The sequence below is a fragment of the Pelomonas sp. V22 genome (genome assembly GCF_030014915.1).
Lineage (GTDB): Bacteria > Pseudomonadota > Gammaproteobacteria > Burkholderiales > Burkholderiaceae_C > JAUASW01.
In genome coordinates this window covers 92,611-114,451 of the sequence record NZ_JAGIXS010000004.1, presented here as the reverse complement: position 1 = coordinate 114,451, position 21,841 = coordinate 92,611, and the positions used below count along the sequence as shown (strand labels likewise).

Sequence of the window (21,841 nt, the reverse complement as noted above, 5' to 3'; positions counted from 1 at the left end):
CGAATGACACTCAAGGTCGGGCAATGCCAGATTCATCTGGTCGACAGCGGGGAGGGCACGCCCACGCTCTTTCTGCACGGCAATCCGGATTCTTCTGAAATCTGGAACGGCATCATCCCTTCGCTCAGCCCGCACCTGCGCTGCGTCGCGCCCGACCTGCCGGGCTATGGCCGTTCGACGGCACCCGAGGACTTCGATTGCTCGCTGGAGGGCATGGCCCGCTTCGTCGATCAGTTGGTGACGACTCTCGGCATCAGCGAGCCGCTGAACCTGGTGGTGCACGACGTGGGCGGCCCCTTTGGCCTGGCCTGGGCCGTGCGGTATCCCGAGAAGCTGCGCAGCGTGGTGATCATGAACACGGTGTTCGCTTCGGACTTCCGCTGGCATCTGTTCGGCCGGCTCTGGCGCACGCCCGTGATCGGCGAGCTGGTGCAGGCGCTGACCAACCGCACCGGCTTCACCCGCGAGCTCAAGCGCGCCTCGCGCAAGCTGAGCATTGAGCAGATTCATCGCACCTACGAGCTGATCACGCCGGCGATGAAGCGCATGGTGCTGCGCTGGTACCGGGCCATGGATCCGCAGCACTTCCAGGGCTGGGAGCAAGAGCTGCAGCAGCTGCTGGCGCACAAGCCCTCGCTGGTGCTGTGGGGCGAGCACGACCCCTACATAGACCGGCGCTTCGCCGAGCGCTTCGGTGCGACGGCGGTCGAGTACTTCCCGGAGTCGGGCCACTGGCTGCCGGCCGAGGAGCCGGCCCTGGTGAGCGCGCGCCTGCTGCGTTTCTTCGCCGAGCAGGCGGGGCAGTCGGCGCAGGCGGCTCAGCCGACCGCAGCCGTCGCCTAGTCAGCCACGAAGACCACGCCGAGTACACCCAAGGAGCGCAGCTTGTCGTTGACGGTGGTGTAGGAGGCGAGGCCGAGCGAGTGGTACTTGGAGGCGAAGGCCGCGAGGTGGCCGACGCCCAGCACGCTCTCCAGGTGGCTGCGCTCGGCCACGGCCTGTTTGATCTTCTCGCGGTGCCGGTCGGCCGAGGGGTTGGTGGCAAAAGCGGCCACCACCAGGCCGGCCACGATCAGCAGCGAGATCAGCGATTTGCTCATCGGGTTTCAGCCTTTCCAGGTGAAGGGGAAGCGCAGCTGTTTGAAGAAGCCGTTGGGCACATAGTCGCCGATCACACCATAGCGCTCCGGCCATTTGCGGTCTGACTTGACGGCGGTGCCGAACAGGATGTCGAGGAAGGCGAAATGCGCGGCGTAGTTCTTGTCTATCGCCTCGTCGTCCTGCGAATGGTGCCAGTGATGGAAGTTGGGCGTCACTATGACATGGCGCAGCGGACCCAGGCGCACGCTGACATTGGCGTGGTTGAACACGGCCTGGAAGCCCACGACCAGGATGTAGGCATCGATCACCTCCTTGCTGAAGCCGAGAACGTAGATCGGCGCCAGCACCAGGGTGCGCGTGATGATCAGCTCCAGGATGTGCTGCCGTGAGCCGGCCAGCCAGTCCATGCTCTTGACGCTGTGATGCACCGCATGCAGCCGCCACAGCAGGGGCACCTCGTGATAAGCCCGATGGGTCCAGTACTGCACCAGGTCGGCCACCAGCACGATCAGGAACAGCGCCAGCCAGAAGTTGAGCTGCTGCACCCAGCCGCGGATGCCCTCATGGGCGGCCCAGCCGAACAGCCTGTGCACGAGCAGGTTGGTGGCCAGCAGTACGAAGCCCACCAGCATGTGGTTGACGATGAAATGGTGGAAGTCGGTCTGCCACTCAGCGCGGAACACCGGCTGATCGCGGCGCAAGGCGAACAGCTTTTCGATGAAGACGAAGATCAGCGTCGATCCGAGCAGGTCGAGCACGAACCAGTCCAGGCCGATGTAGGGCGTGTGGTCGGGGAAATCGCTGGCCACCGGCACCTTGTGGCCGCCGAGGGCCAGCGAGAGCCCGATCAGCACGAAGCTGGCCAGCGCCAGCCAGCGCGCCCGGCCCCGGATCACGTTGTAGAGCGCGATGGCGCCGGACAGCACCAGGGTCCAGAACATCAGCAGCCGGATGGTGTCGATCTTGTAGGACTGACGCAGCTGAGGGGTCGTCAGGTACTCGGGCCAGTGGAAGGCCAGCACGCCGAGAAAGCACAGGACCGCCAGGCCCAGTGCGATGACGCCTGAGACCAGGCCCTTGCCGGAAGGCAGGGCCCCGTGTGATTCACTGAGCCGGTTCAGCTTGTCGAGCGCGCGCATTGAAGAATCCCTCCCCGGGATGTTTTTGATGCGCGGATTATGGGACGGCAGGACGGTGGTCGGCGGCGGGTCCTTACCCCGAGATTGAGTGCCCGACCAGGGTCTTGAACATCACGTAGGCATCGACATAGCCGAGGCTCTGGTGCTTGAACGCGCCCGGCAGGGTGCCGACAATCTGGAAGCCGAGCTGCTGCCACAGCCGCACCGCGCCGGTGTTGGTCGATACCACCAGGTTGAACTGCATCGCACGGTAGCCGCGCCGCAGCGCCTCGGCCTGCGAGTGCTCGCACATCAGCGTGGCCAGGCCCAGGCCGCGCGCGGCCGGTGCAACGAGGTAGCCGCAGTTGGCCACATGGCTGCCCTGGCCGGGCTGGTTGGGCCGCAGCCCGTAGCTGCCGAGCAACTGGCCGTCGTCTCCGCAGATCACGAAAGTGGCTTCCGGACCTTCTATCCAGGTCTTGTGCAGCTCGGCTTCAGCAGCCTGCGGCGCATAGGCATAGGTGTCGCCAGTGGAGAAGACTTGCTGCAGCAGCGGGTAGAGCTGGGGCCAGTCGGCTGGCTCATAGGTGCGGATCAACGGCACAGCAAGTCTGCGAGTGACTCGGCGGCGATGGCCCAGTCGGCATCGGCTTCCACCGCCTCGCGCAGGAAGGCGGCCTGGCTTTCGGACCAGACCGGCGCGTCCTGCACCGAGCATCCCAGGCAGGCGCTGCGATTGCTTTCTATGAAGACCTGGATGGCGGCCGGCTCATGCGGCAGGCCCAGTTGCTTGAACAGATCGACGAGGCTGTGAAACGGGGATTCCATGTTCGACTCCAGAAGCGATGGCTCAGTCTAGCGGCCGCCCCCGAGGGATGGGCTCAACGGCTCAGGCCGCGTGCGCTGATCGGCCAGACGGCCTCGACCCGGCCGGCGCGCACGGCGATCAAGTCGTCGTGCAGATTGAAGGTCGGATCGCAATGGCCAGGCACCAGCCAGAGCTGCTGGCCAAGAGCCGGCCGCGCCGCCCCGGGCTCGCGCAGCTGGACGATGCCGTGTTCGTCGTTGGCCGAGGTGTAGATGAGCTTGGCACTCTCGTGGCCTTGCTCCCAGATCAGGGGCAGGCCCGAATCGACGGCCAGCGACTTGAGGCCGGCATCCAGCACGGTGCGCTCGCCATTGCCCACGCTCATCACGCTGCTGGCCAGGAACAAGGCGTGCTCGAAGCGCAGGCTGCCAGCGAAATCATTGCGGCCGTAGTCGGCGTCCATGCCGATGTAGGAGCCGGGCTGCACCTCGGTGTAGACGCCGCTGGCCAGATCGAACTCCACCGTGCCGCTACCGCCGCCGGTGACCACCTCGCAATGCAGGCCGGCCGCTGCCAGCGCCTTCACCACGGCGCCAGTGCGCTCGGCAGCGCCCCCTGCTGCAGCGCGGCGCTCCTCGTAACTGCGCAGATGCTGGATGCTGCCGAGATAGGCCTGCAGGCCCTTGAAGCGCAGCTGCGGATGGGCCTGGATCTCGGAGACCAGGGCCCCCACGGCCGGCGCATCGGCCACGCCGCAGCGGTTCTGGCCGATGTTGATCTCGACCAGCAGCGAGAGCTGGCTGCCGGCGGCGGCAGTGGCGGCAGCAAGGTCGGCGATCTGGCTCGCATGGTCCACACAGACGCTGAGGCGGACATGCCGCGCCAGCTCGGCCACCAGGGCGGCCTTGGCCGGGCCCACGGTCTCGTTGCTGATCAGGATGTCCGGCACGCCGGCGTTGACGAAGGGAATCGCCTCGCTGGCCTTCTGCACGCAGATGCCCACCGCGCCGCGCTGCAGCTGCGCCAGCGCGATGGCTGGGCATTTGTGCGCCTTGGCATGGGGGCGCAACGCCACGCCGGCGGCCTGGGCGGCGGCCTGCATGCGGTCCAGGTTGCGCTCGAAGGCGTCGAGCTCCAGCAGCAGGGCGGGGGTGTCGATGGCCGAGAGCGCATCGCCCGGTCGGGCGGCGGGCGGCAGTTGCAGGGGAAGTGTCATGCGATCACGAGGCTGAGCAGATTGAGGCGGCGCCGTAACCGGCGGCGGGCTAGCATGGTGCCATGAACCTGCCCACCGTTCCGCGCCTGGCCCTGATCGCCCACGACCACAAGAAGGACAGCATGCTGGCCCTGGCCGCCGAGTTCCTGCCGCTGCTGCAGGGCTGCCGCCTGATGGCGACCGGCACCACCGGCGGCCGGCTGCGCAAGGAGCTCGGCCTGGACGTGGAATGCCTGCTCAGCGGCCCCATGGGGGGCGACCTGCAGATCGGTGCGCGCCTGGCCGTCGGCGAGGTCGATGCCGTGATCTTCCTGCGCGATCCGATGACGCCGCAGCCGCACGAACCCGACATCAACGCCCTGGTGCGCGCCTGCGACGTGCATGACGTGCCTTGCGCCACCAATCTGTCGGGGGCGCGCCTGCTGCTGCGCGCGGTGCAGGCTCGCGGCTGAGGCGTCGGCCCGCCTGGCGGCTGCTGTCTTTCAGCGGCAGGCCCGGGCGTCCAGCAGGCGTTTGTTCAGTTCCAGCTGCAGCGGCTTGTTGTCGCGGTTGGCCAGCTTGCTGATCTCGATCTCGATGTCACGGATCTCGCGGGCCGAGGGGCAGGGCTTGGCGGTCGAGGCGGCGCGTGAGTTCGTCGGCGGATCGACGTCGTCGAAGGCCACGACCACGCCGTTCTTCAGCGAGACATAGATGCTGCGGCCATTGCGCAGGTAGAGCAGCTGGTCGTTCTGGTCGGGGCCGGCCTGGCCGCTGCTGCTGCGTTGCGGTGCACCCATGGCCACGTCGAGCTCGGCGCGGGTCATGCTCACCATCGGCCGGCCGGCGCTGATGGCTTCACGGATCTTGCGCTGGCGTTCCAGTTCGCTGAGCGACCCGGCGTAGTCCGGCGTTGCGCCGGGCGCCGCAGGCGCATTCACGCGCACCTCCAGCTTCTGCTGGCCGGCGCCCTCGGGGCAGGGGTTTTGCTGGAAGCTGATGCTGCCGTCCGGCGCCCGGCAGCGGTACTGGGCGGTGGCGGGCAACGAAACGCTGGCGAGCAGCAGCAGGGCGATCAGGGGCAGGGAGGGCATGCGCATGGTCGCAGCCTAACGCCAGCCCGGCGCAGCGAGTTGACTGGCGGCCGCCCTCCCTTGGGGGATCAGGCCTGCAGCGGCAGCCAGATCTCCGTGTGCAGCAGGTGCTGGGGCGTGTTCTCGGGGCTGTTGAGCATCAGTTCGAGCGGCGGCTCGTCGCGCAGCTTCTCGCCCGAGGCCGGCAGCCAGTCGCGGTAGATCGCCGCCCAGGTCTTGTGCAGGCCCGAGTAGGGGCCGATGTGGCTGAACACCGCATAGCGGCCCGCCGGCACCGCCTGCCAGGCGAGCGAGCCCGACAGCGGGACGCTCGGCTGGTGGCCACTGCCTTCGCCATCGGCCATCTGGTAGCCGAAGATCAGGCCGGCCACGTAGCGGCAGTGCGGATCATCGGGGCCCTTGGGATCGTCCGGCACCAGGCTCATCCAGCTGCCGACATGGGCGCGCAGCCCGGCCGTGTCGACGACGGCCTGCAGCTCGCCGAAGGCCTGCTGGGCGGCACGTGTCATGGTGTTGCCCACCATGCCACGACCGGTGGCGGTGAGGGCGCAAAGCCCCGGGGGCAGATGGGCGTGGCGGCTGGGTTGCATGGTGTCTTCGTCGGGTTGTGAAGGGTTGATGAGGTGGGCGAGATCGGGGCGCCGCCAGGGCGGCAGTGGGCTGGGTCGGGCCTTGCCACTGCGCACGGCCGTGGGCGTGCAGTCGAGGTCGCGGCGCATGGCCTTGGCCAGGGCCTGGGCCGATTCGAAGCCGACCAGCCAGGCCACTTCCTGCACCGGCTCCTTGCCGCTGACCAGCAGGGCGCAGGCCCGCTGCAGCCGCCGCCAGCCCACATAGCTGGCCACGCTGCAGCCCACATGGGCCTGGAACATCCGATGGAAATGGTGGCGCGACATGGCCGCCCGGTCGGCCAGTTCAGCGCCACTGAGTGCCTGCTCGAGCCGGGCTTCCACATGGTCCAGCGCCCGCTGTATCAGCTGGGCCTGGCGGCTGCCGCCGGTGTCGAGATGGGGTGGGTTGCGAGACATGGCGCCATTGTGGGTGGCCGTCCATGGCGGGTGCGTGTCCGCTTGTGCGGACTTGCTTGCTTGATCTTGCCGGTGGCGACCCGCATCATGCTCGGGCCAGATGGCCGTGACAGCAGACAAGGAATGCCCACCATGCCTCCCACCGAACCGGCCGACCGAGGGCTCAGCTTCGAGGATGCTGCGGCTGCCCTGCAGCGGGGCGATTTCTCTTGGTTGGCACCCGTGTTTGAAGCCGAGCCGCACGAGCCGTCGTGCGTGGCTCAGTGGTTGCTGGAGGGCCGCTTCAACGACCGCCCGGCTGCCCTGAACGAGGCCCTGGCCTGTGCCTGCTTCCTCGGCGAGACCGCGCTGGCGGAGTTGCTGCTCGATCAGGGCGCGGACCTGCTCGCCGGCCAGGGCACAGGCCTCAACGGCCTGCACTGGGCGGCCAACCGGGGGCAGCTCAAGACGGTGCAGATGCTGATCGCCCGGGGCCTGCCGCTCGAGGTCCGCAATATGTATGGCGGCACCGTGCTGGGCGGCACCGTGTGGTCGGCCGTCCATGAACCGCGCGCCGGGCAACTGGCCGTCATCGAGGCCTTGCTGCAGGCGGGGGCGGATGTCGGTGAGGCGGCCTATCCCAGCGGCGATCCTGCCGTGGACGCCTTGCTGGCGCGCTATCTCGCCGGCCCCTGAATCTGGATCCTCTTTCAGCCAGATTGCCCGAAGGGTCGCGGAAGCCGGCGTCCACCGAGTCGTGGCGCTCCACCGGCTCCTGCGTGAACTCCACGCCGCGGGCCAACATGCGCTCATGGCTTGCGCGGCAGTCGACCATCTGCAGCACCAGTGGCCGCATCGTGCGCCGGCGGGCCGGGGCGAAAGAGGCCCCGCTGGAACGGGGCTGGCACCGGTGATGTCGCGAAAGATGCGGCCGAAGGCGCTGAGGCCCTCTTCGCCGTTCAGGCGCGCAAGACCCGACCCTTCAGCGTCCCGCCGCCATAGCCCGGGAACACCTGGGCCAATGCGGCATCGCCAACACCCAGGTGGCGCTGCAGGATGGGGCTCAAGACGGCGCGGAAGTCGGTGGTCACGGCCAGGTCGCGGCCATCGGCCAGGGCCGAGGTTTCGAGGCCGGGCCAGTCGCCCATCACCTGGCCGCCGGCCACCGGGCCGCCGAGCAGCCACATCACGTTGGCGCGTCCGTGGTCGGTGCCGCCGGTGCCGTTCTGGCGCACGGTGCGGCCGAACTCGCTCATGACGACGATGACCGTGTCCTTCAGGCTATCGCCCAGGCCTTGCGCCAGAGCCTCCAGGCCTTCGCCCAGGCTCGCAAGGCGGTTGGCTAGCTGGCCTTTGGCGCCGCCCTGGTTGACGTGGGTGTCCCAGCCGCCCACCGAGGTGAAGGCCAGCTGCGTGTGGGCATCGGCCTGGATCAGCTGGCCGAGGCGCCGTGCATCGGCGGCGAAGCTGCGGGCCGAGGGCGCGCCGTTGTCGGCGCTGGGGTCCATGCTGCGGCCGCCCATGCCACCGCCACCCTGGGCGCGGCGGGCCTCGCCGGCCTCCATGCTGCGCTTCATCTCGCCCCGGCCTTCAGTCGTGTCCTTGTAGGTGCGCGCCATGGCGGCGTCCTGGCCGTAGAGCTTGTCGAGCGCCGCCTGCATCTTGGGATCGTCGATGGCCTTGGCCTCGAGCGCACGCGGGCCCACGCCCAGCGAGGCCACGCTGGCCGTGCCGGCAAAGATGCGCGGCGGCGTGGCTCCCATGCTGACCGCGCGCGTCGGGGCCGAGGGGCCGGGCAGGCCGGCGAGCAGTCGGTTCATCCAGCCGTCGGGCGTGCTCTTGCGGCCGGGCGTGCCGCTTTCCATGTAGTCCTGCGCATCGAAGTGCGAACGGGTGCTGTCCGGCGAGCCGCTGGCGTGGACGAAGCCGAGCGCGCCCTGGTCCCAGAAAGGCTTGAGGCGGGCCAGGGCGGGGTTGAGACCGAAGCGGCTGTCCAGCTTCAGGAGCGTGCCTTCATCGCTGCCGGGCGCGGCCAGGGCCGTGCTGCTGCGTGCCTGGTAGTACTCGCGCTCGCCATAGGGCGTGACGACCGAGAGGCCGTCCACCGCGCCGCGCAGCATGATCACGACCAGCTTGCGCTTGGCCAGATCGGCATCGGCCGCGGCATGGGCGCCGCGCGACCACAGGGTCCAGCCGGCCAGCGCGCCGGTCTGCATCAGAAAGTGTCGTCGTTGCATTTGCGACCTCCTCAACGGCGCATGAAATCGGGGCTGCCCAGGGCAAGGGTCAGCTGTATGTTGGCGGGCTCTGCCGCGATGTTCTTGCGGGTGGTTTCGCTGAGCTGCGGCCCCAGCGTGGCGATCAGGGCCTGGCTGTCGAGATTGGCATTCGTGCCCCGGCGCATGCGCCGCTCCGACAGCTGGCTGGCGAACTGCACGCGCTGCGCCAGGGCCTCGGGGTTCATCCAGGCGGCGGCCGTGTTCTTGTAGCCGTCGGGCGTCTGCGAGCCATACAGCGGCATGCCGGCCTGGGCCAGCAGCTGGATCAACGGGCCGGTGTCGGCCGGTGTGCTCACGTCCAGCGCGCGCAGGCTGCTCAGCACGTATTGGTAGGGCGTCTTGAACTTGGCGCCATAGGCCTCGCGGCTCCAGAACTCGTCCGAGGTGATCAGGGTCTGGGTCACGGCCTTCAGGTTGCCCTGCGTGGCGGTGAAGCGCTCGGCCATGCGCTGCACCAGGCTTGGCGGCGGCTGGTCGGCCACGAAGGCCTGGGCCAGCTTGAAGGCCAGGTGCCTGGCCGTGGCTGGATGGGCGGCCAGCACATCGAGGGCCATCTCGCCTTCAGACTGCCCGCCGCCGCTGACCGAGCGGCCCAGCCATTGCTTGCTGCCGCTGTCGTGGCGGCGCGGGTCGAACTCGAACAGCGGGCCCTTGGCACCGCTCTGCGCGGCGCGGTAGTTGACGGTCCAGCCGGTCAGCATGCGCGCCAGCTCGGTCACATCGCGCTGGCTGTAGCCGCCGTCCACGCCCAGCGTGTGCAGCTCCATCAGCTCGCGGGCGTAGTTCTCGTTGAGGCCAGAGAGGCGCTGGGCGTTCGGATTGATGCGGGCCTGGCGGCCGGGTGGCTGGTAGCCGGCCTTCACGCTCTGCACGTTGTCCAGGTAGATCAGCATTGCCGGATGCTTGGCCGTGGCGGCCAGCATGTCGCGGAAGCGGCCGAACACGAAGGGGCGGATCGCTTCACGCTCGTAAGAGCCGACCAGCACCGACACCGGCCCCTTGCCGGCGAAGACATTGAAGTGGTTGAACCAGAACTCGACCAGCACTTCCTCGAGCTGGGCCGGGCTGTCGATGGCGCGCAAGAGCCGCGCCTGGCCGGCCTCGGCCACCACCGGCCGCACCAGCTCGCGGCGGGCATTGGCCTGGGCCTGCTGGACCTTGGCGTCGTCGGCCTTGCCGTCCATGGCGGCGGCTTCACGCTTGGCCACGCGGTTGGCTTGCGTGGCCTCGCGGTAGCGGCCGATCAGCTCGCCCTGGCTGAGCGTCTGGGTATTGAGAGCGGCCAGCCGGGTCTTCAGCGCCTCGGGCGGGCTGAGCCGTGCCGGTTCCAGCTGAGCGGCGAGGAAGGCCTGCAGCCAGCGCTCGGCGCCCTGCTGCTTGATGGCCGCCATGTCGGCCGGCCGGGGCCCATAGGCCAGGCGGTTCAGCGCATGCAGGGCCTTTTCTTCAGCGCTCAGCGGCGCCGTCGCGGCCTGGGCCCAGCTGAGCGCGGGGCTGAATCCTGCCAAGGGCAGGGCGGTTCCCAGCGAAATGCCCCGCAGGGCCTGTCGTCTTGTGATCATCTTGCGACTCCATACAGCCAAGGCCTGCAGGTTCGCCAGTGTCGATCAAGCCGGCATTGCCTCCATGCAAAGCTTTGTTGCCGGCGGGCGGATACGCGCTAGTGGTTGACCCGGGCGTCCAGGGCCTTGGCGATCTTGTGGCGGGCCACTGTGGGACGCGGCACCTTGAACGGGAACCAGCGGCGCACGTCGTCTTCCAGGCCGATGCCGTGCATGAAGTTGTAGATGGCCTTCTTCAGCACGAGGCCGAGCGCGTCATGGTCCACGCCCGTGGGGTCAATGAAGCCCACGTCGTTCTTGGCAAACGGGCTGTCCGGCAGCGGCAGCAGGGTGACACCGAAATCGGCCGGCTTCTGGCCCACCGGCGAATGCACGGTGCAGGCGAAACGGTGGAAGAAGCCGCTCTGGATGCAGCCCTGCTCGAACAGCTGGCGCACGTACTCGAGCGCGTCCACCGTGTCCTGTACGGTCTGCGTGGGGAAACCATACATCAGGTAGGCGTGGACCAGGATGCCGGCATCGCTGAAGGCCTTGGTCACCCGCGCCACCTGTTCGACCGACACGCCTTTCTGCATCAGGTTCAGGAGCCGGTCTGACGCGACTTCCAGCCCGCCGGAGATGGCGATGCAGCCGCTGTCGGCCAGTTGCTGGCACAGCTCGGGCGTGAAGGTCTTTTCAAAGCGCACATTGCCCCACCAGCTGACGGCCGTGCCGCGCTTCTGCAGCTCGGCGGCCAAGGCCTTGAGCGACTTGGGTGGCGCGGCCTCGTCGACGAAATGGAAACCCGTCTGGCCGGTCTCGGCCACGATGGTCTCGATGCGGTCCACCAGCAGCTCGGCCGAGGCGGCGTCGTAGCGCGAGATGTAGTCCAGCGTCACGTCGCAGAAGCTGCACTTCTTCCAGTAACAGCCATGGGCCACGGTCAGCTTGTTCCAGCGCCCGTCGCTCCACAGCCGGTTCATCGGGTTCAGCATGTCCAGCAGCGACAGGTAGCGGTCCAGCGGCAGGCCATCCCAGGTCGGCGTGCCGACCTCGGCGAAGGGCACGTCGGGCTCGACGAAGTTGACGTACTTGACCTCGCCGGACTCGTCGCGCAGGAAGGTGCGCACCAGGCGCTGCTGCGAGCGCTTGCCGCCCAGGTGCTCGATCAAGGCGAGCAGCGGCCGCTCGCCGGCATCGAGCGTCACGTAGTCGACGAAGTCGAAGAGCCTGGGCTCGGCCAGCTCGCGCAGCTCGGTGTTGACGAAGCCGCCGCCCAGCACGATCTTGATGCCGGGGTTCAGGGCCTTGACCGTCTGGGCGATGCGCAGCGCCGCATAGACGGCGCCCGGGAAGGGCACGGACAGCAGGATCAGCTCGGGCCGGTGCCGCGCCACCGCCTCGACGGTCAGCTCGCGCAGTGTTTCGTCCACCCAGTTCGGCGGCGCCATCAGGGCCTCATGCAGCGGGTCGAAGCTCGGCTGGCTGGTGGCCAGCTGCTCGGCGTAGCGGACGAACTCGAAACGCGGGTCCACGGCCTCGCGCAGCACGTCGGCCAGGTCGTTCAGGTAGAGCGTGGCGAGGTGGCGGGCGCGGTCCTGCAGGCCGAGCGCGCCGAAGGCCCAGGCGAGCGGGTCGCCGCTGCCGTCGTCGGCATAGGCTTCCAGCGTGTCGAAGCGAGGGCCTTCGGGCAGGAAGCTGCGGGTGTTGATGCGATGGGCCAGCGTTGCGTCGCGGCCTTGCAGAAAGGCCAATACAGCCTCAATGGTGGCGATGTAGCGCGTGCCTTGGGCGATAAAGCTGCGCAGCTTGGCGGAAGGGCGCTGCTGCGCTTCGCAAATCGCCAGCAGCCTCGCCAGCCCGGCCCGTGAGAACAGCCGCAGCACCAGGGTCAGGGCCAGGTCCTCCTGCGCCGCCTGCTCGAAGCCGCGCGAGCGCAGAAAGCCGGTCAGGTAGGCGGTGGACGGGTACGGTGTGTTCAGCTGCGTCATCGGTGGGATGACGCTGAGGATGCGGAGGGAGGAGGGGGCGGGATTCGACAACATGGGCGGCGCTCGGACCGCCCATTGTCGCGCGGCCGCTCATTCTTCCGGCAGGAAGATCCACAGCAGCAGGTAGACCAGCACGCCGCCACCAGCGCACACCGTGCCCAGCGTGAAGGCCAGGCGCCAGACCCAGGAGGCCAGGCCGGTGATGCGGGCGATGCCCCCGCAGACGCCGCCTATCCAGCGGTCATCGCGGCTGCGGCGCAAGGTGTTGATCGCGGCGGCGCCGTGGGCATAAGCGGGCTGCGGCTGCGGCGCCGGATCTCCGTTCAGCAGGCGGGCCTTGGCTCGGGCGAATTCCTCGTCGTTCAGCACCCCGCGTTGATGCAGGTCGGCGAGGCGTTCGAGTTCTTGGCTGAAGTCCATCTTGCTTCTCCTCGTTGGTGTTTCGATGAGGCAAGACTACGCGTGTGAGGCTCGCAAACCAGCGCGGCGCGACGGACTGCCAAAGTGCGGGAACAGGCCCGCAACAAGGCGGTATCAGCGTCGCGCGGCGTGCCTCACCAACTGCCGGTATTGGGCATCGAGGCCCAGGGCTCGGCCGGTGCCAAGGCGCTGCCGGCTTGCAGCAGCTCGACCGAGATCTCGTCGGGCGAGCGCACGAAGGCCATGCGGCCATCGCGCGGCGGGCGAAGAATCGTCACGCCATGGTCCTGCAGGCGCTGGCAGGTGGCGTAGATGTCCTGCACCGCGAAGGCCACGTGGCCGAAGTTGCGGCCGCCGGTGTAGACCTCGGACTTGCCGTCGGCATCGGGCCAGTTGTAGGTCAGCTCGATCTGCGCGTCGTGGTCGCCGGGGGCGGCGAGGTAGAGCAGGGTGAAGCGGCCTTGGGCGTGCTCGCTGCGCCGCACTTCTTCAAGACCCAGGGCGTCGCGGTAGAACTTCAGCGAGGCCTCGAGATCGGTGACCCGGACCATGGTGTGCAAGTACTTCATGCAGAACCTCAGAAGGAGAAGTCCTGCATTGTCGTGGTGACGACCGACCCGGAGCCGGCCTTTGTCTGGGATTTACCGGGGATTTACCGAGACCCCGAGGAGATCCCGAGGGCGGCGCGCAACACCGGCACCCGGCGCACCACCACATAGCCGAGCAGGCACAGGGTGAAGGTCAGGACGATCAGCAGCAGGCCTTCGACGGCGGCCGGCAGGGCCAGCGGCAGCAGCACGCGGGTCAGGATGACGATGACGCTCTGGTGCAGGATGTAGACACAGAAGATGGCCGGAGTCAGCCAGCGGCGCCAGGCGTGATCGAAGTTCAGCCACTGCTTGGCATAGCCGCAGGCGGCGGTGATCGCCCACCATTCCAGGCCACCCCAGACGCAGCGCATCGCGAGGCGCAGGGCCTGCGGCGGCTCGACCTGGTCGTAGGCCTTGAAGTAGACGAGGATCAGGGCCCAGGCCAGCACGGCGAGGGCCAGGGCCCAGCGGCGCCATTGCTGCATCAGCGTCCACAGCCCGCTGTGCGCACCGAGCAGGCCCAGCAGGAAGAGGTAGCCGTATTGCGCGTGGTTGTACCAGTCCCAGGTCAGGTTGTGGGTGGAGGGGAACAGCACATTGATCTGGCGGGCGGCCATCAGCGGCAGGGCGAGCACCAGCAGGGTGAACAGCGCGCCGCGCGGCTTGGCGATCCAGCACTCAAAGCGGGCGGCCAGGCTCGGCCAGGCACGCCACAGCGCCCAGCCGATCAGGCTGTAGACCCACAGGTAGGCGACGAACCAGAGGTGGTTCCAGGTCGGCAGGTCCAGGCATTTGCCGTCCTTCCCGCAGAAGCCGTGGAAGGCCTTCAGATAGAGCTGCATGAAGTCCAGGTAGCTGCCCTCGTAGGCCAGCTTGGTCTGCACCTCGAAGAAGGCCTGCGGCGGCACGATGAAGTACATGCCGAAGATCAGCGGGATCAGGAGGCGCTTGGTGCGTGAGCCGACGAAGCCCTGCGGCTGCTTGCTGAGCAGGTAGCGCGCAGCGGCGCCGCCGATCAAGAACAAAAGGCCGAGGCGCCAGGGCGCCGTGAGCAGCATCAGTGGCTCGATCAAGGAGCTGGCGGCGGCACTCTTCACATGCCAGTCCCAGGTCACGTAGTACATGCCGACGTGGTAGGGCACCAAGAGGCCGAAGGCCAGGATGCGCAGCCAGTCGAGGAAGTATTGGCGGGAGGTGTTTGCGGTGTTCATGGACGCAGCATCGCGGGGCGAGCTTCGGCACGCGAGCGTTCTGGGGCCAGTCGCACCAGCCTTGGGGCCAGTCGCACGCCGGACGCCGCCGCTTGCCGCTTCCTGATGATTTCCTGATGTGACTTGAGCGACAACGGAGCCCTCAACAACAAGAACGGAGGGTTCTCAAAATGGCTATGAACGAAATCACGGGCGGCTCCTTGCTGCCCTGGCTGATCGGCGGTGCCAGCGCCTTCGGCCTGCTCTTGCTGGCCTATGTGGCCGGCGTCGTCCGCTACATCCCGAACGACCGCATCGCCGTGGTCGAGAAGCTGTGGAGCCTCTCGGGCTCGGTGCAGCACGGCCTGCTCGCTCTCAACGGCGAGGCCGGCTTCCAGCCCGAGCTGCGGCGCGGTGGCTTCCACTTCTTCACGCCCTTCCAGTACCGCGTGCACATCCGCTCCATGGTCTCGGTGACCCAGGGCAAGATCGGCTACGTCTTTGCCCGCGACGGCCAGGACCTGCCGGTCGGCCAGACCCTGGCCAGCAATGCCACGGCCAGCGACTTCCTCGACGTGCGCGCCTTCCTGGCCGCAGGCGGCCAGAAGGGCCCGCAGCGCAAGCTGCTGCGCGAAGGCACGCATGTGATCAACCCGGCCCTGTTCGTCGTGATGACCGAGGGCGCCACTTATGCGCTCAACATGGATGCCACCGAGCGCAGCTACTACGAGCGCATGCGTGAGCTGCTGGACGAGCGCCAGGCCTTCACGCCTGTGGTGATCAAGGAGCGCACCGGCAGCCATGAGTCCGACCAGCTGGCCATCGTGACCGTCCAGGACGGCCCGGCCCTGGCCCGCGACGAACTGCTGGCCCCCGACGTGGGCGATGCGCACAACAGCTTCCAGGAGCCCGAGAGCTTCCTGGCCGCCGGGGGCCGCCGTGGCCGCCAGGAGCGCGTGCTGGTGGAAGGCACTTTCTACGTCAACCGCCTCTTTGCCACGGTCGAGTTCATCAGCAAGACCATCATCCCGGTGGGCTTCGTCGGCGTGGTCGTGTCCTACACCGGCGCGCGGGGTGAGGACGTGTCGGGCAGCGAATACAGCCATGGCGAGCTGGTCAAGTCGGGCTGCCGTGGCGTCTGGCGCGAGCCGCTGATGCCGGGCAAGTACGCCTTCAACACCTATGCCGGCAAGATCGAGCTGGTGCCCACGACCAACTTCGTCCTGATGTGGAAGAGCGGCGAGAGCGGCTCCAGCTTCGACTCCAATCTGCGCGAGATCACCTTGATCACCAAGGACGCGTTCGAGCCGCAGCTGCCGCTGTCGGTGGTCGTGCACATCGACTACCGCAAGGCACCGCTGGTGGTGCAGCGCTTCGGCAATGTGAAGCAGCTGGTGGAGCAGACGCTGGACCCGATGGTGTCGAGCTACTTCAAGAATGTGTCGCAGACGCGCACCTTCATCGAGCTGATCCAGTCGCGCAGCGAGCTGCAGCTGAACGCCTCGACCGACATGCGCGAGCGCTTCCTGGCCTATTCGCTGGAGTTCCAGGAGGTCCTGATCGGCACGCCGCGCCCGCAGCAGGGCGACCACAAGATCGAATCGATCATGGCCCAGCTGCGCGACCGCCAGATCGCCCGCGAGCAGGTCGAGACCTTTGCGCAGAAGGAGATCGCGGCCAACAAGCAGCGCGAGCTGAACGAGGCCGAGAAGCGCGCCGAGAAGCAGGCCGAACTGACCGCTTCGCTGGTCGACATCTCGATCAAGGAGAACCAGGGCGCCGCCAATGTGAAGGCCGCCGAGAAGCGCCGCCAGGAAGTGGAAGCGCTGGCCCAGGCCGAGCGCTACAAGCAGGAGGCCGAGGGCCAGGGCCGCGCCGCTGCCATTCGCAGCGTCGGTGAGGCTGAGGGTTCGGCGATCCGGGCGAAGTCAGAAGCGCTGGAAGGCGAGGGCGCGGACAAGCAGCTGATGCAGACGGTGATGCTGCGCCTCGCTGAAGCCTTCGAGACGGCGCGCGTGCCGCTGGTGCCACAGATCCAGATGGGCGGCTCGGCGGAAGGCGGCAATGCCTTCTCCACGCTGCTGGGGCTGATGAGTGCGCTGAAAGCGAAGGAGCTGGAAGTCACCGCAGGGCCGCTCCCAAGGTGACTTGCTCCCCCTCGGGGGGGCGGCGGGCGTTTGCCGCCTTGGGGGTCGACATTCTTCAGCCTCGCAGCTGATCGCGGTAGCTGCGCGAGACGCGCAGTAGCTGGCCGCTGGTGAGCGTCAACAGCGCTTCACCATGTGGCTGGGAAGCGATCTGCTTCACGTGGCTCGCGTTCACCGCATGGCCCCGGTGAACGCGGATGAACAGGCCGGCCGTGGCCGGATGGGCCAGGAAGTCGGCCAGCGTGCGTCGCTCGAGATAGGTCTCGGGCGGCGCATGCAGCTCGATGTAGTTGTCGGCCGTAGCCACCCATTCGATCTCGGCGAGCGCGAGCTTGCGCAGCGCGCCGCGCTTCTCCACCAGCCAGTGGCCGGCGGCTGGTTGCAGCTGCTGCAAGGCGCTGACCAGGCCGCCACGTGCCGTCGCCGGTGCCGTCGCGGCGCGCTGCTGCAGGCGGCCGCGCAGGCGTTGCAGGGCGGTGGCCAGGCGCTCGGGCGTGTAGGGCTTGAGCAGGTAGTCCACCGCATGCAGATCGAAGGCCTGCAGTGCATGCTCGTCGTAGGCGGTGCAGAACAGGCAGGCCAGCTCGGGGCGCTCCTGCAAGAGCTGCATCGCGAGGTCGAGGCCGGTCTGGCCGGGCATCTGGATGTCGAGGATCAGTGCGTCGATGCCGGGTTGGTCCTGCAGGGCTTGCAGCGCTTCGTCGGCATCGGCCGCTTCACCCAGCCAGCTCACGTCCGGCTCTTCGCCCAGCAGGCGACGCAGCTTGGCGCGGGCCGGGGCTTCGTCGTCAACGATCAAGAGCTTCATGCCGCACCTCGCGCAGGCAGCACGAGCTCCAGCGCCGTGCCGCCATCCGGCGCCGGGCCGAACTGCAGGGCCGCGCCGGCACCGTAGGCGGCCAGCAGACGCTGGCGCAGATTGGCGAGGCCGAGGCCCCCTTCGCGCTCCAGCCGCTCGGTGGCGACGCCGCTGTTGTGCACGCGGATGCGCAGCTGCCGGCCCGTGTCCACCAGGGATGCTTGCAAACTCAGCGAGACCACGCCCCGGCTCAACGCCACGTCATGCTTGATCGCGTTCTCCACCGGATTGAGCAGCAGCAGCGCCGGCACCGAGCAGGCCTCGGCGGCTGGTTCGATCTGCCATTGCACCTGCAGGCGTTCGCCGAAGCGGGCCTGCATCAGTTCGAGGTAGGGCTCGATCAGGGCCAGCTCGGCTTTCAGCGTGTGCCAGCCCTGCTGCTGGGCCGTCAGCGCCGAGCGCAGCAGGTCCGCGAGGCGGCACAGCAATCGGTCGGCCTTCTTCACGTCCTCGTACATCACCGAGGAGATCAGATTCAAGGTGTTGAACAGGAAATGCGGCTGGATCTGTTCGGTCAGCCGCGCGAGGCGTGCCTCGGCCAGTTCGGCGCGCAGGCGTTCCCCTTGTTGCATGTGGAACAGGCCATGGCAGACCGCCACCATCAGCGTGTAGCCCACGAAGTCCTTGCCGGCCTCATAGGCGAGCACGCTCAGCACCGTGCCGGGCTCGTAGCTGACCTGGGTCAGCGCATAGACCGCAAAGCGGATGCCGAACATGCCGGCCACATGGGTCAGCATGTAGAGCAGGGCACCACCCGCATGGCGCAGCAGCTGCCGCTTCAGCGGCGCGCCGACACCGGCCACATGCCAGGCATAGACGAGGACCGACAGCGGCCCGGTCATCGCGGCCGAACTGAGCTCCCACAGAAACGGCTCCCAGCCATGCTGGCCGCCGCGCTGCAGGTAGTGCTGAAGCTCCGCCAGGCCCTGCAGCAGGGCCACCGTCAGTACGAAGGCGGCATAGGCCCAGGGCCACAACGGGCGCTGCTTTTTCTGTTCTCTTTCTGACATGGGCCCAGCATAAGGGGCGGCCGTGGCACGGCCGTGCGACTGGCCCCGGCCAGCGGCCACTTGGCCCCGAAGTCGCCTGTGGGAGACTGCCGCCTGCATTGACGCGAGGTGCTTGGATGGACGGGAAGATGAAACGGGTTTGCATCGTTGGTGCCGGCGCCGTGGGCGGCTGGATAGGCGCGCTGCTGGGCCGTGCCGGCGAGGTGGAACTGAGCGCGCTGGCACGCGGCGCGACGCTGGCCGCGCTGCGTGAGCAGGGCCTGCGCCTGGACATTGGCGGTCAGCGCCTCACGCTGCCACTCAAGGCCAGCAGCGATGCGGCCGAGCTCGGCCCGCAGGATCTCGTGGTCGTGGCCGTCAAGGGCCCGGCGCTTGCCGCCGTGGCGCCGGCCGTGGCCCAGTTGCTGGGGCCGCAGACCCGTGTGCTGGTGGCGATGAATGGCGTGCCCTGGTGGTTCTTCCAGGGGCTGGCGGGGGAAGGCCAGGGCTGGCAGCTGGAGTCGGTCGATCCCGGCGGCCGCATCGCTGCCTTGATCCCTGCCGATCGCGTGATCGGCTGCGTGGTCCATGCCAGCTGCAGCGTCACCGAGCCGGGCCTGGTGCAGCACAAGATGGGCGCCGGCCTGATCCTCGGCTCCCCTGCCGGTGGTCAGCCCGCGTGGTTGCAGGACTGGGTGGCACTCTTGCAGCGCGCCGGTTTCGAGGCCACCTTGTCCGAGCACATCCAGCGCGACATCTGGTTCAAGCTCTGGGGCAATATGACCTTCAACCCGATCTCGGCCCTCACCGGCGCCACCGGCGACAAGATCCTCGACGACGAGCTGGTGCGCGGCTTCGTCACCCGCGTGATGCTGGAGGCGCAGGCCATAGGCGCACGCATCGGCTGCGCCATCGAGCAGACGCCCGAGCAAAGGCATGAAGTCACGCGCAAGCTCGGCGCCTTCAAGACCTCGATGCTGCAGGATGCCGAAGCCGGCCGGCCGCTGGAGCTCGATGCCCTGGTCGGCGCGGTGCGCGAGATCGGTCAGCGGCTTGCTATGGCCACGCCCAATACCGATGCGCTGCTGGGCCTGACGCGGCTGATGGCGCGTACGCGCGGGCTGGTTTAGGCCGCCTCGCCCGTCTGCAGCCGCCACAGCGCCGCATAGGCGCCAGCGCGAGCGAGCAGTTGCTCATGCGTGCCGCTCTCGACGATGCGGCCGTTCTCCATCAGGTGGATGCAATGGGCTTGCCGCACCGTGGACAAGCGGTGCGCGATCACCAGGGTCGTGCGGCCCTGGCTGACCACGGCCAGCGAGCGCTGGATGGCGGCCTCGGTCTCGTTGTCCACCGCGCTGGTGGCCTCGTCGAGTATCAGCACGGCCGGGTTCTTCAGGATCGCGCGGGCCAGGGCCAGGCGCTGGCGCTGGCCGCCGGAGAGCTTCTGGCCGCGCTCGCCGACGCGGGTGGCAAAACCCAGCGGCAGCTTGGCGGTGAACTCCAGGCATTCGGCCTGGCGCGCGGCTTCGTGGATCTGGGCTTCGCTGGCGCCTTCGGTGCCGTAGGCGATGTTGTCGGCGATGGTGCCATCGGTCAGGAAGCTGTCCTGCGCCACGTAGCCGAGCTGGCGGCGCAGGTCTTGCAGGTTCAGCGCGGCGATGGGCTCATCGTCGAGCAGGATGCGGCCCTGCTGCGGCTCGTAGAAGCGCAGGAGCAGCTTGACCAGGGTGGACTTGCCCGAGCCGGTGCTGCCGACAAAGGCCACCGTCTCGCCGGCTTTGATGGTGAGGGAAATGTCCTGCAGCGTCGGCTGTTCGCCATAGGAGAAGCCCAGCTGCTCGAAGCGCAGGGCGCCCTGGCTGCGGCCCTGGGGCAGGTGCTTGCCCTCGTAGGCGATGTTGATCGGCGTGGCCAGCAGACCGAGGGCGCGCTGCGTGGCGGCCATCGAGCGCTGGTACATGTCGGCCACTTCGGCCAGGCCGGTCAGCGGCCACAGCAGGCGCTGGGTCAGGAAGACCAGCACCGAGTAGGCGCCCACGGCCAGCTGGCCCTGCAAGGTCAGCCAGCCGCCATAGATCAGCGTGGCGGTGAAGCCCGCCAGGATGGCCATGCGGATCACCGGCGTGATCGCCGAGGAAATGCGGATCGCGCGGGCATTGGCCTGACGGTAGGCGTCGCTGGCCTGGCGGATGTGCTCGGCCTCGAAGTCCTCGGTCGTGTAGGCCTTGATGGTGGGCAGGCCCAGCAGGTTCATATTGAGCCGTGCGGACACGTCGCCCGCCGCCTCGCGCACCTCGCGGTAGCGCGGCGCGAGGCGGCCCTGGAACCAGAAGGCGCCAAACAGGATCAGCGGCACCGGCAGCAGCGAGATCAGGGCCAGGCCCGGCTGCAGCGCGAAGAACACGGCGCTGACCATGAGGGACGAGCAGACCACCTGGATGATCTGGTTGGCGCCGCTGTTGACGAAGCGCTCCAGCTGGTTGATGTCGTCGTTCAGCACTGACATCAAGGCGCCGGTGCGCTGGTTCTCGAAGAAGGCCAGCTCCAGCTTCTGCACGTGGGTGTAGGTGTCGAGGCGCAGCCGGTGCTGGATGTCCTGGGCCAGGCCGCGCCATTGCACCTCGTACAGGTACTGGAACAACGACTCGCCGCCCCAGATCACGACGTTCAGCGCGCCGAGAAAGAGCAGCTGGTGCCAGGTGTCGGTGATGCCGACGCCCACGAGGATGTTCTTGGCGAGGAAGCTCTGCTCGCCGCGCACCACCACGTCCACCGCCGTGCCTATCAGCACCTCGGGCAGGATGTCGAAGAACTTGTTGAGGACCGAGTAGAGAACGGCCAGACGGACGGGGCCGCGCTGCGCCTGCGCATAAGCCAGCAGCTGGCGCAGCGGATGTGTTGCAGAACTCACAGCGGTCGGATGCCTATCAAGGCCTGATGGCCCCAGAACGCGAAGAGGGCCCAAGCCACGCCGCCGACTTCAATGGCCACCAAGGTGCGGCCGCGCGTGCCGGCCGGGCGGACCAGACCGGCGGCACGATCGCGCTGGCGGGAGCTGCGGAAGCACAGCACGGCCCAAAGGAGGAAACCGCCGAACAGCAAGACGTCGGCCAGCGTGTTGTTCGCGAGCAGGTGGGCGAGGGCCCAGGTCTTGGTGCCGAGCAGCATCGGATGGCCGAGCCGGGCCTTGATCTGGTTGCCCGGCACGTAGGCGGCCGCGAGCAGGATGAAGGCCACCAAGGTGAGCAGGGCGGCCAGGTGGTTCATGCCCGGGAGGGGCTGCCACAGGACGACTTGCGCCAGGCGGGCCTGGCCGTAGCCGTGGATGATCAGGGCAAAGCCCAGCAGGGACAGGACGGTGTAGGAGAGCTTCCAGCCCTTGTCGCCCAGCCGGGCGATCTGGCGGCTGCGCCAGCCGTCTGCGAAGACGCGGACAGAATGCAGGCCCAGGAAGATCAGCAGTCCGGCAATCAGTTCAAGCATGGGTCGGCTCCTCGCCAGCAGTGGCGCGG

At 68.1% G+C, this 21,841-nt stretch carries 22 protein-coding genes and 1 pseudogene; 5 read left to right on the top strand and 18 right to left on the bottom strand.

Annotation, left to right across the window (positions count from 1 at the left end; all coding sequences use genetic code 11):
- The first annotated feature begins 3 nt into the window (after positions 1-3).
- Positions 4-843, top strand: coding sequence for an alpha/beta fold hydrolase (locus tag J7U46_RS14790; protein WP_282827126.1), 840 nt, complete (start codon positions 4-6; stop codon positions 841-843).
- Here J7U46_RS14790 and J7U46_RS14785 read toward each other — a convergent pair.
- The 5 genes from J7U46_RS14785 to J7U46_RS14765 all read right to left on the bottom strand — a co-directional run bounded on the left by J7U46_RS14785 (position 840) and on the right by J7U46_RS14765 (position 4,243).
- The gene (locus tag J7U46_RS14785) at positions 840-1,100 is read right to left on the bottom strand and encodes a hypothetical protein (protein WP_282827125.1); all 261 of its coding nucleotides are present in this window, start codon (positions 1,098-1,100) and stop codon (positions 840-842) included. The two genes, J7U46_RS14790 and J7U46_RS14785, sit on opposite strands and share 4 nt — an antisense overlap.
- 6 nt (positions 1,101-1,106) lie before the next feature.
- Positions 1,107-2,240 (bottom strand): sterol desaturase family protein, encoded by a 1,134-nt coding sequence (locus J7U46_RS14780; RefSeq protein WP_282827123.1) that lies wholly within the window; start codon positions 2,238-2,240, stop codon positions 1,107-1,109.
- Between the two features lie 73 nt (positions 2,241-2,313).
- Entirely contained in the window at positions 2,314-2,817 is a 504-nt protein-coding gene (locus tag J7U46_RS14775) for a GNAT family N-acetyltransferase (RefSeq protein WP_282827121.1), read from the bottom strand.
- Positions 2,814-3,047 (bottom strand): DUF2789 family protein, encoded by a 234-nt coding sequence (locus tag J7U46_RS14770; protein WP_282827119.1) that lies wholly within the window; start codon positions 3,045-3,047, stop codon positions 2,814-2,816. Before J7U46_RS14770 ends, J7U46_RS14775 begins: the two co-directional genes overlap by 4 nt.
- A gap of 53 nt (positions 3,048-3,100) precedes the next feature.
- The gene (locus J7U46_RS14765) at positions 3,101-4,243 is read right to left on the bottom strand and encodes a DSD1 family PLP-dependent enzyme (RefSeq protein WP_282827117.1); all 1,143 of its coding nucleotides are present in this window, start codon (positions 4,241-4,243) and stop codon (positions 3,101-3,103) included.
- Between the two features lie 62 nt (positions 4,244-4,305).
- Here J7U46_RS14765 and J7U46_RS14760 point away from each other — a divergent pair, with 62 nt between their 5' ends.
- Entirely contained in the window at positions 4,306-4,695 is a 390-nt protein-coding gene (locus J7U46_RS14760; RefSeq protein ID WP_282827115.1) for a methylglyoxal synthase, read from the top strand.
- Between the two features lie 30 nt (positions 4,696-4,725).
- On the opposite strand, the gene J7U46_RS14755 is transcribed toward J7U46_RS14760, so the two are convergent.
- On the bottom strand, positions 4,726-5,322 hold the full coding sequence (locus J7U46_RS14755; protein ID WP_282827113.1) for a DUF4124 domain-containing protein: 597 nt from the start codon (positions 5,320-5,322) through the stop codon (positions 4,726-4,728).
- Between the two features lie 62 nt (positions 5,323-5,384).
- Positions 5,385-6,344 carry an AraC family transcriptional regulator gene (locus tag J7U46_RS14750; protein ID WP_282827111.1) on the bottom strand — a complete coding sequence of 320 codons (960 nt, stop codon included), beginning with the start codon at positions 6,342-6,344 and terminating at the stop codon, positions 5,385-5,387.
- A gap of 132 nt (positions 6,345-6,476) precedes the next feature.
- Between J7U46_RS14750 and J7U46_RS14745 the strand changes: the two genes are divergently transcribed.
- Positions 6,477-7,019: an ankyrin repeat domain-containing protein gene (locus tag J7U46_RS14745; RefSeq protein ID WP_282827109.1), complete on the top strand. Its 543-nt coding sequence runs from the start codon at positions 6,477-6,479 to the stop codon at positions 7,017-7,019.
- 22 nt (positions 7,020-7,041) lie between these two features.
- Here the strand turns inward: J7U46_RS14745 and J7U46_RS14740 are convergent.
- The 7 genes and pseudogenes from J7U46_RS14740 to J7U46_RS14710 form a co-directional block, all read right to left on the bottom strand.
- Positions 7,042-7,219: pseudogene (locus J7U46_RS14740) on the bottom strand (VOC family protein); the annotation flags it as partial.
- A gap of 63 nt (positions 7,220-7,282) precedes the next feature.
- Complete coding sequence (locus J7U46_RS14735) at positions 7,283-8,560, bottom strand: DUF1501 domain-containing protein (protein WP_282827107.1); 1,278 nt, start codon at positions 8,558-8,560, stop codon at positions 7,283-7,285.
- An 11-nt stretch (positions 8,561-8,571) separates the two neighbouring features.
- A complete protein-coding gene (locus tag J7U46_RS14730; protein ID WP_282827104.1) occupies positions 8,572-10,164 on the bottom strand; it encodes a DUF1800 domain-containing protein in 1,593 nt (530 codons plus the stop codon).
- A gap of 98 nt (positions 10,165-10,262) precedes the next feature.
- On the bottom strand, positions 10,263-12,134 hold the full coding sequence (locus J7U46_RS14725) for a radical SAM protein (protein ID WP_282827102.1): 1,872 nt from the start codon (positions 12,132-12,134) through the stop codon (positions 10,263-10,265).
- A gap of 90 nt (positions 12,135-12,224) precedes the next feature.
- Complete coding sequence (locus J7U46_RS14720) at positions 12,225-12,554, bottom strand: PspC domain-containing protein (protein ID WP_282827100.1); 330 nt, start codon at positions 12,552-12,554, stop codon at positions 12,225-12,227.
- 134 nt (positions 12,555-12,688) lie between these two features.
- Positions 12,689-13,123, bottom strand: coding sequence for a VOC family protein (locus J7U46_RS14715; protein WP_282827098.1), 435 nt, complete (start codon positions 13,121-13,123; stop codon positions 12,689-12,691).
- Between the two features lie 83 nt (positions 13,124-13,206).
- A complete protein-coding gene (locus tag J7U46_RS14710; protein WP_282827096.1) occupies positions 13,207-14,355 on the bottom strand; it encodes an acyltransferase family protein in 1,149 nt (382 codons plus the stop codon).
- Positions 14,356-14,525: 170 nt separating this feature from the next.
- On the opposite strand from J7U46_RS14710, the gene J7U46_RS14705 reads away from it, so the two are divergent.
- Entirely contained in the window at positions 14,526-16,481 is a 1,956-nt protein-coding gene (locus J7U46_RS14705) for an SPFH domain-containing protein (protein WP_282827094.1), read from the top strand.
- Positions 16,482-16,536: 55 nt separating this feature from the next.
- On the opposite strand, the gene J7U46_RS14700 is transcribed toward J7U46_RS14705, so the two are convergent.
- Positions 16,537-17,289 (bottom strand): response regulator, encoded by a 753-nt coding sequence (locus J7U46_RS14700; protein WP_282827092.1) that lies wholly within the window; start codon positions 17,287-17,289, stop codon positions 16,537-16,539.
- Positions 17,286-18,350 carry a histidine kinase gene (locus J7U46_RS14695; RefSeq protein WP_282827090.1) on the bottom strand — a complete coding sequence of 355 codons (1,065 nt, stop codon included), beginning with the start codon at positions 18,348-18,350 and terminating at the stop codon, positions 17,286-17,288. The genes J7U46_RS14700 and J7U46_RS14695 overlap by 4 nt, the downstream gene beginning before the upstream one ends.
- 128 nt (positions 18,351-18,478) lie before the next feature.
- On the opposite strand from J7U46_RS14695, the gene J7U46_RS14690 reads away from it, so the two are divergent.
- Complete coding sequence (locus J7U46_RS14690; RefSeq protein WP_282827088.1) at positions 18,479-19,459, top strand: 2-dehydropantoate 2-reductase; 981 nt, start codon at positions 18,479-18,481, stop codon at positions 19,457-19,459.
- Here J7U46_RS14690 and J7U46_RS14685 read toward each other — a convergent pair.
- Together J7U46_RS14685 and J7U46_RS14680 are read right to left on the bottom strand one after the other, a co-directional pair.
- The gene (locus J7U46_RS14685) at positions 19,456-21,240 is read right to left on the bottom strand and encodes an ABC transporter ATP-binding protein (protein ID WP_282827086.1); all 1,785 of its coding nucleotides are present in this window, start codon (positions 21,238-21,240) and stop codon (positions 19,456-19,458) included. The genes J7U46_RS14690 and J7U46_RS14685 overlap by 4 nt on opposite strands.
- Positions 21,237-21,812 carry an NnrU family protein gene (locus tag J7U46_RS14680; RefSeq protein WP_282827085.1) on the bottom strand — a complete coding sequence of 192 codons (576 nt, stop codon included), beginning with the start codon at positions 21,810-21,812 and terminating at the stop codon, positions 21,237-21,239. Before J7U46_RS14680 ends, J7U46_RS14685 begins: the two co-directional genes overlap by 4 nt.
- Positions 21,813-21,841 lie beyond the last annotated feature (29 nt).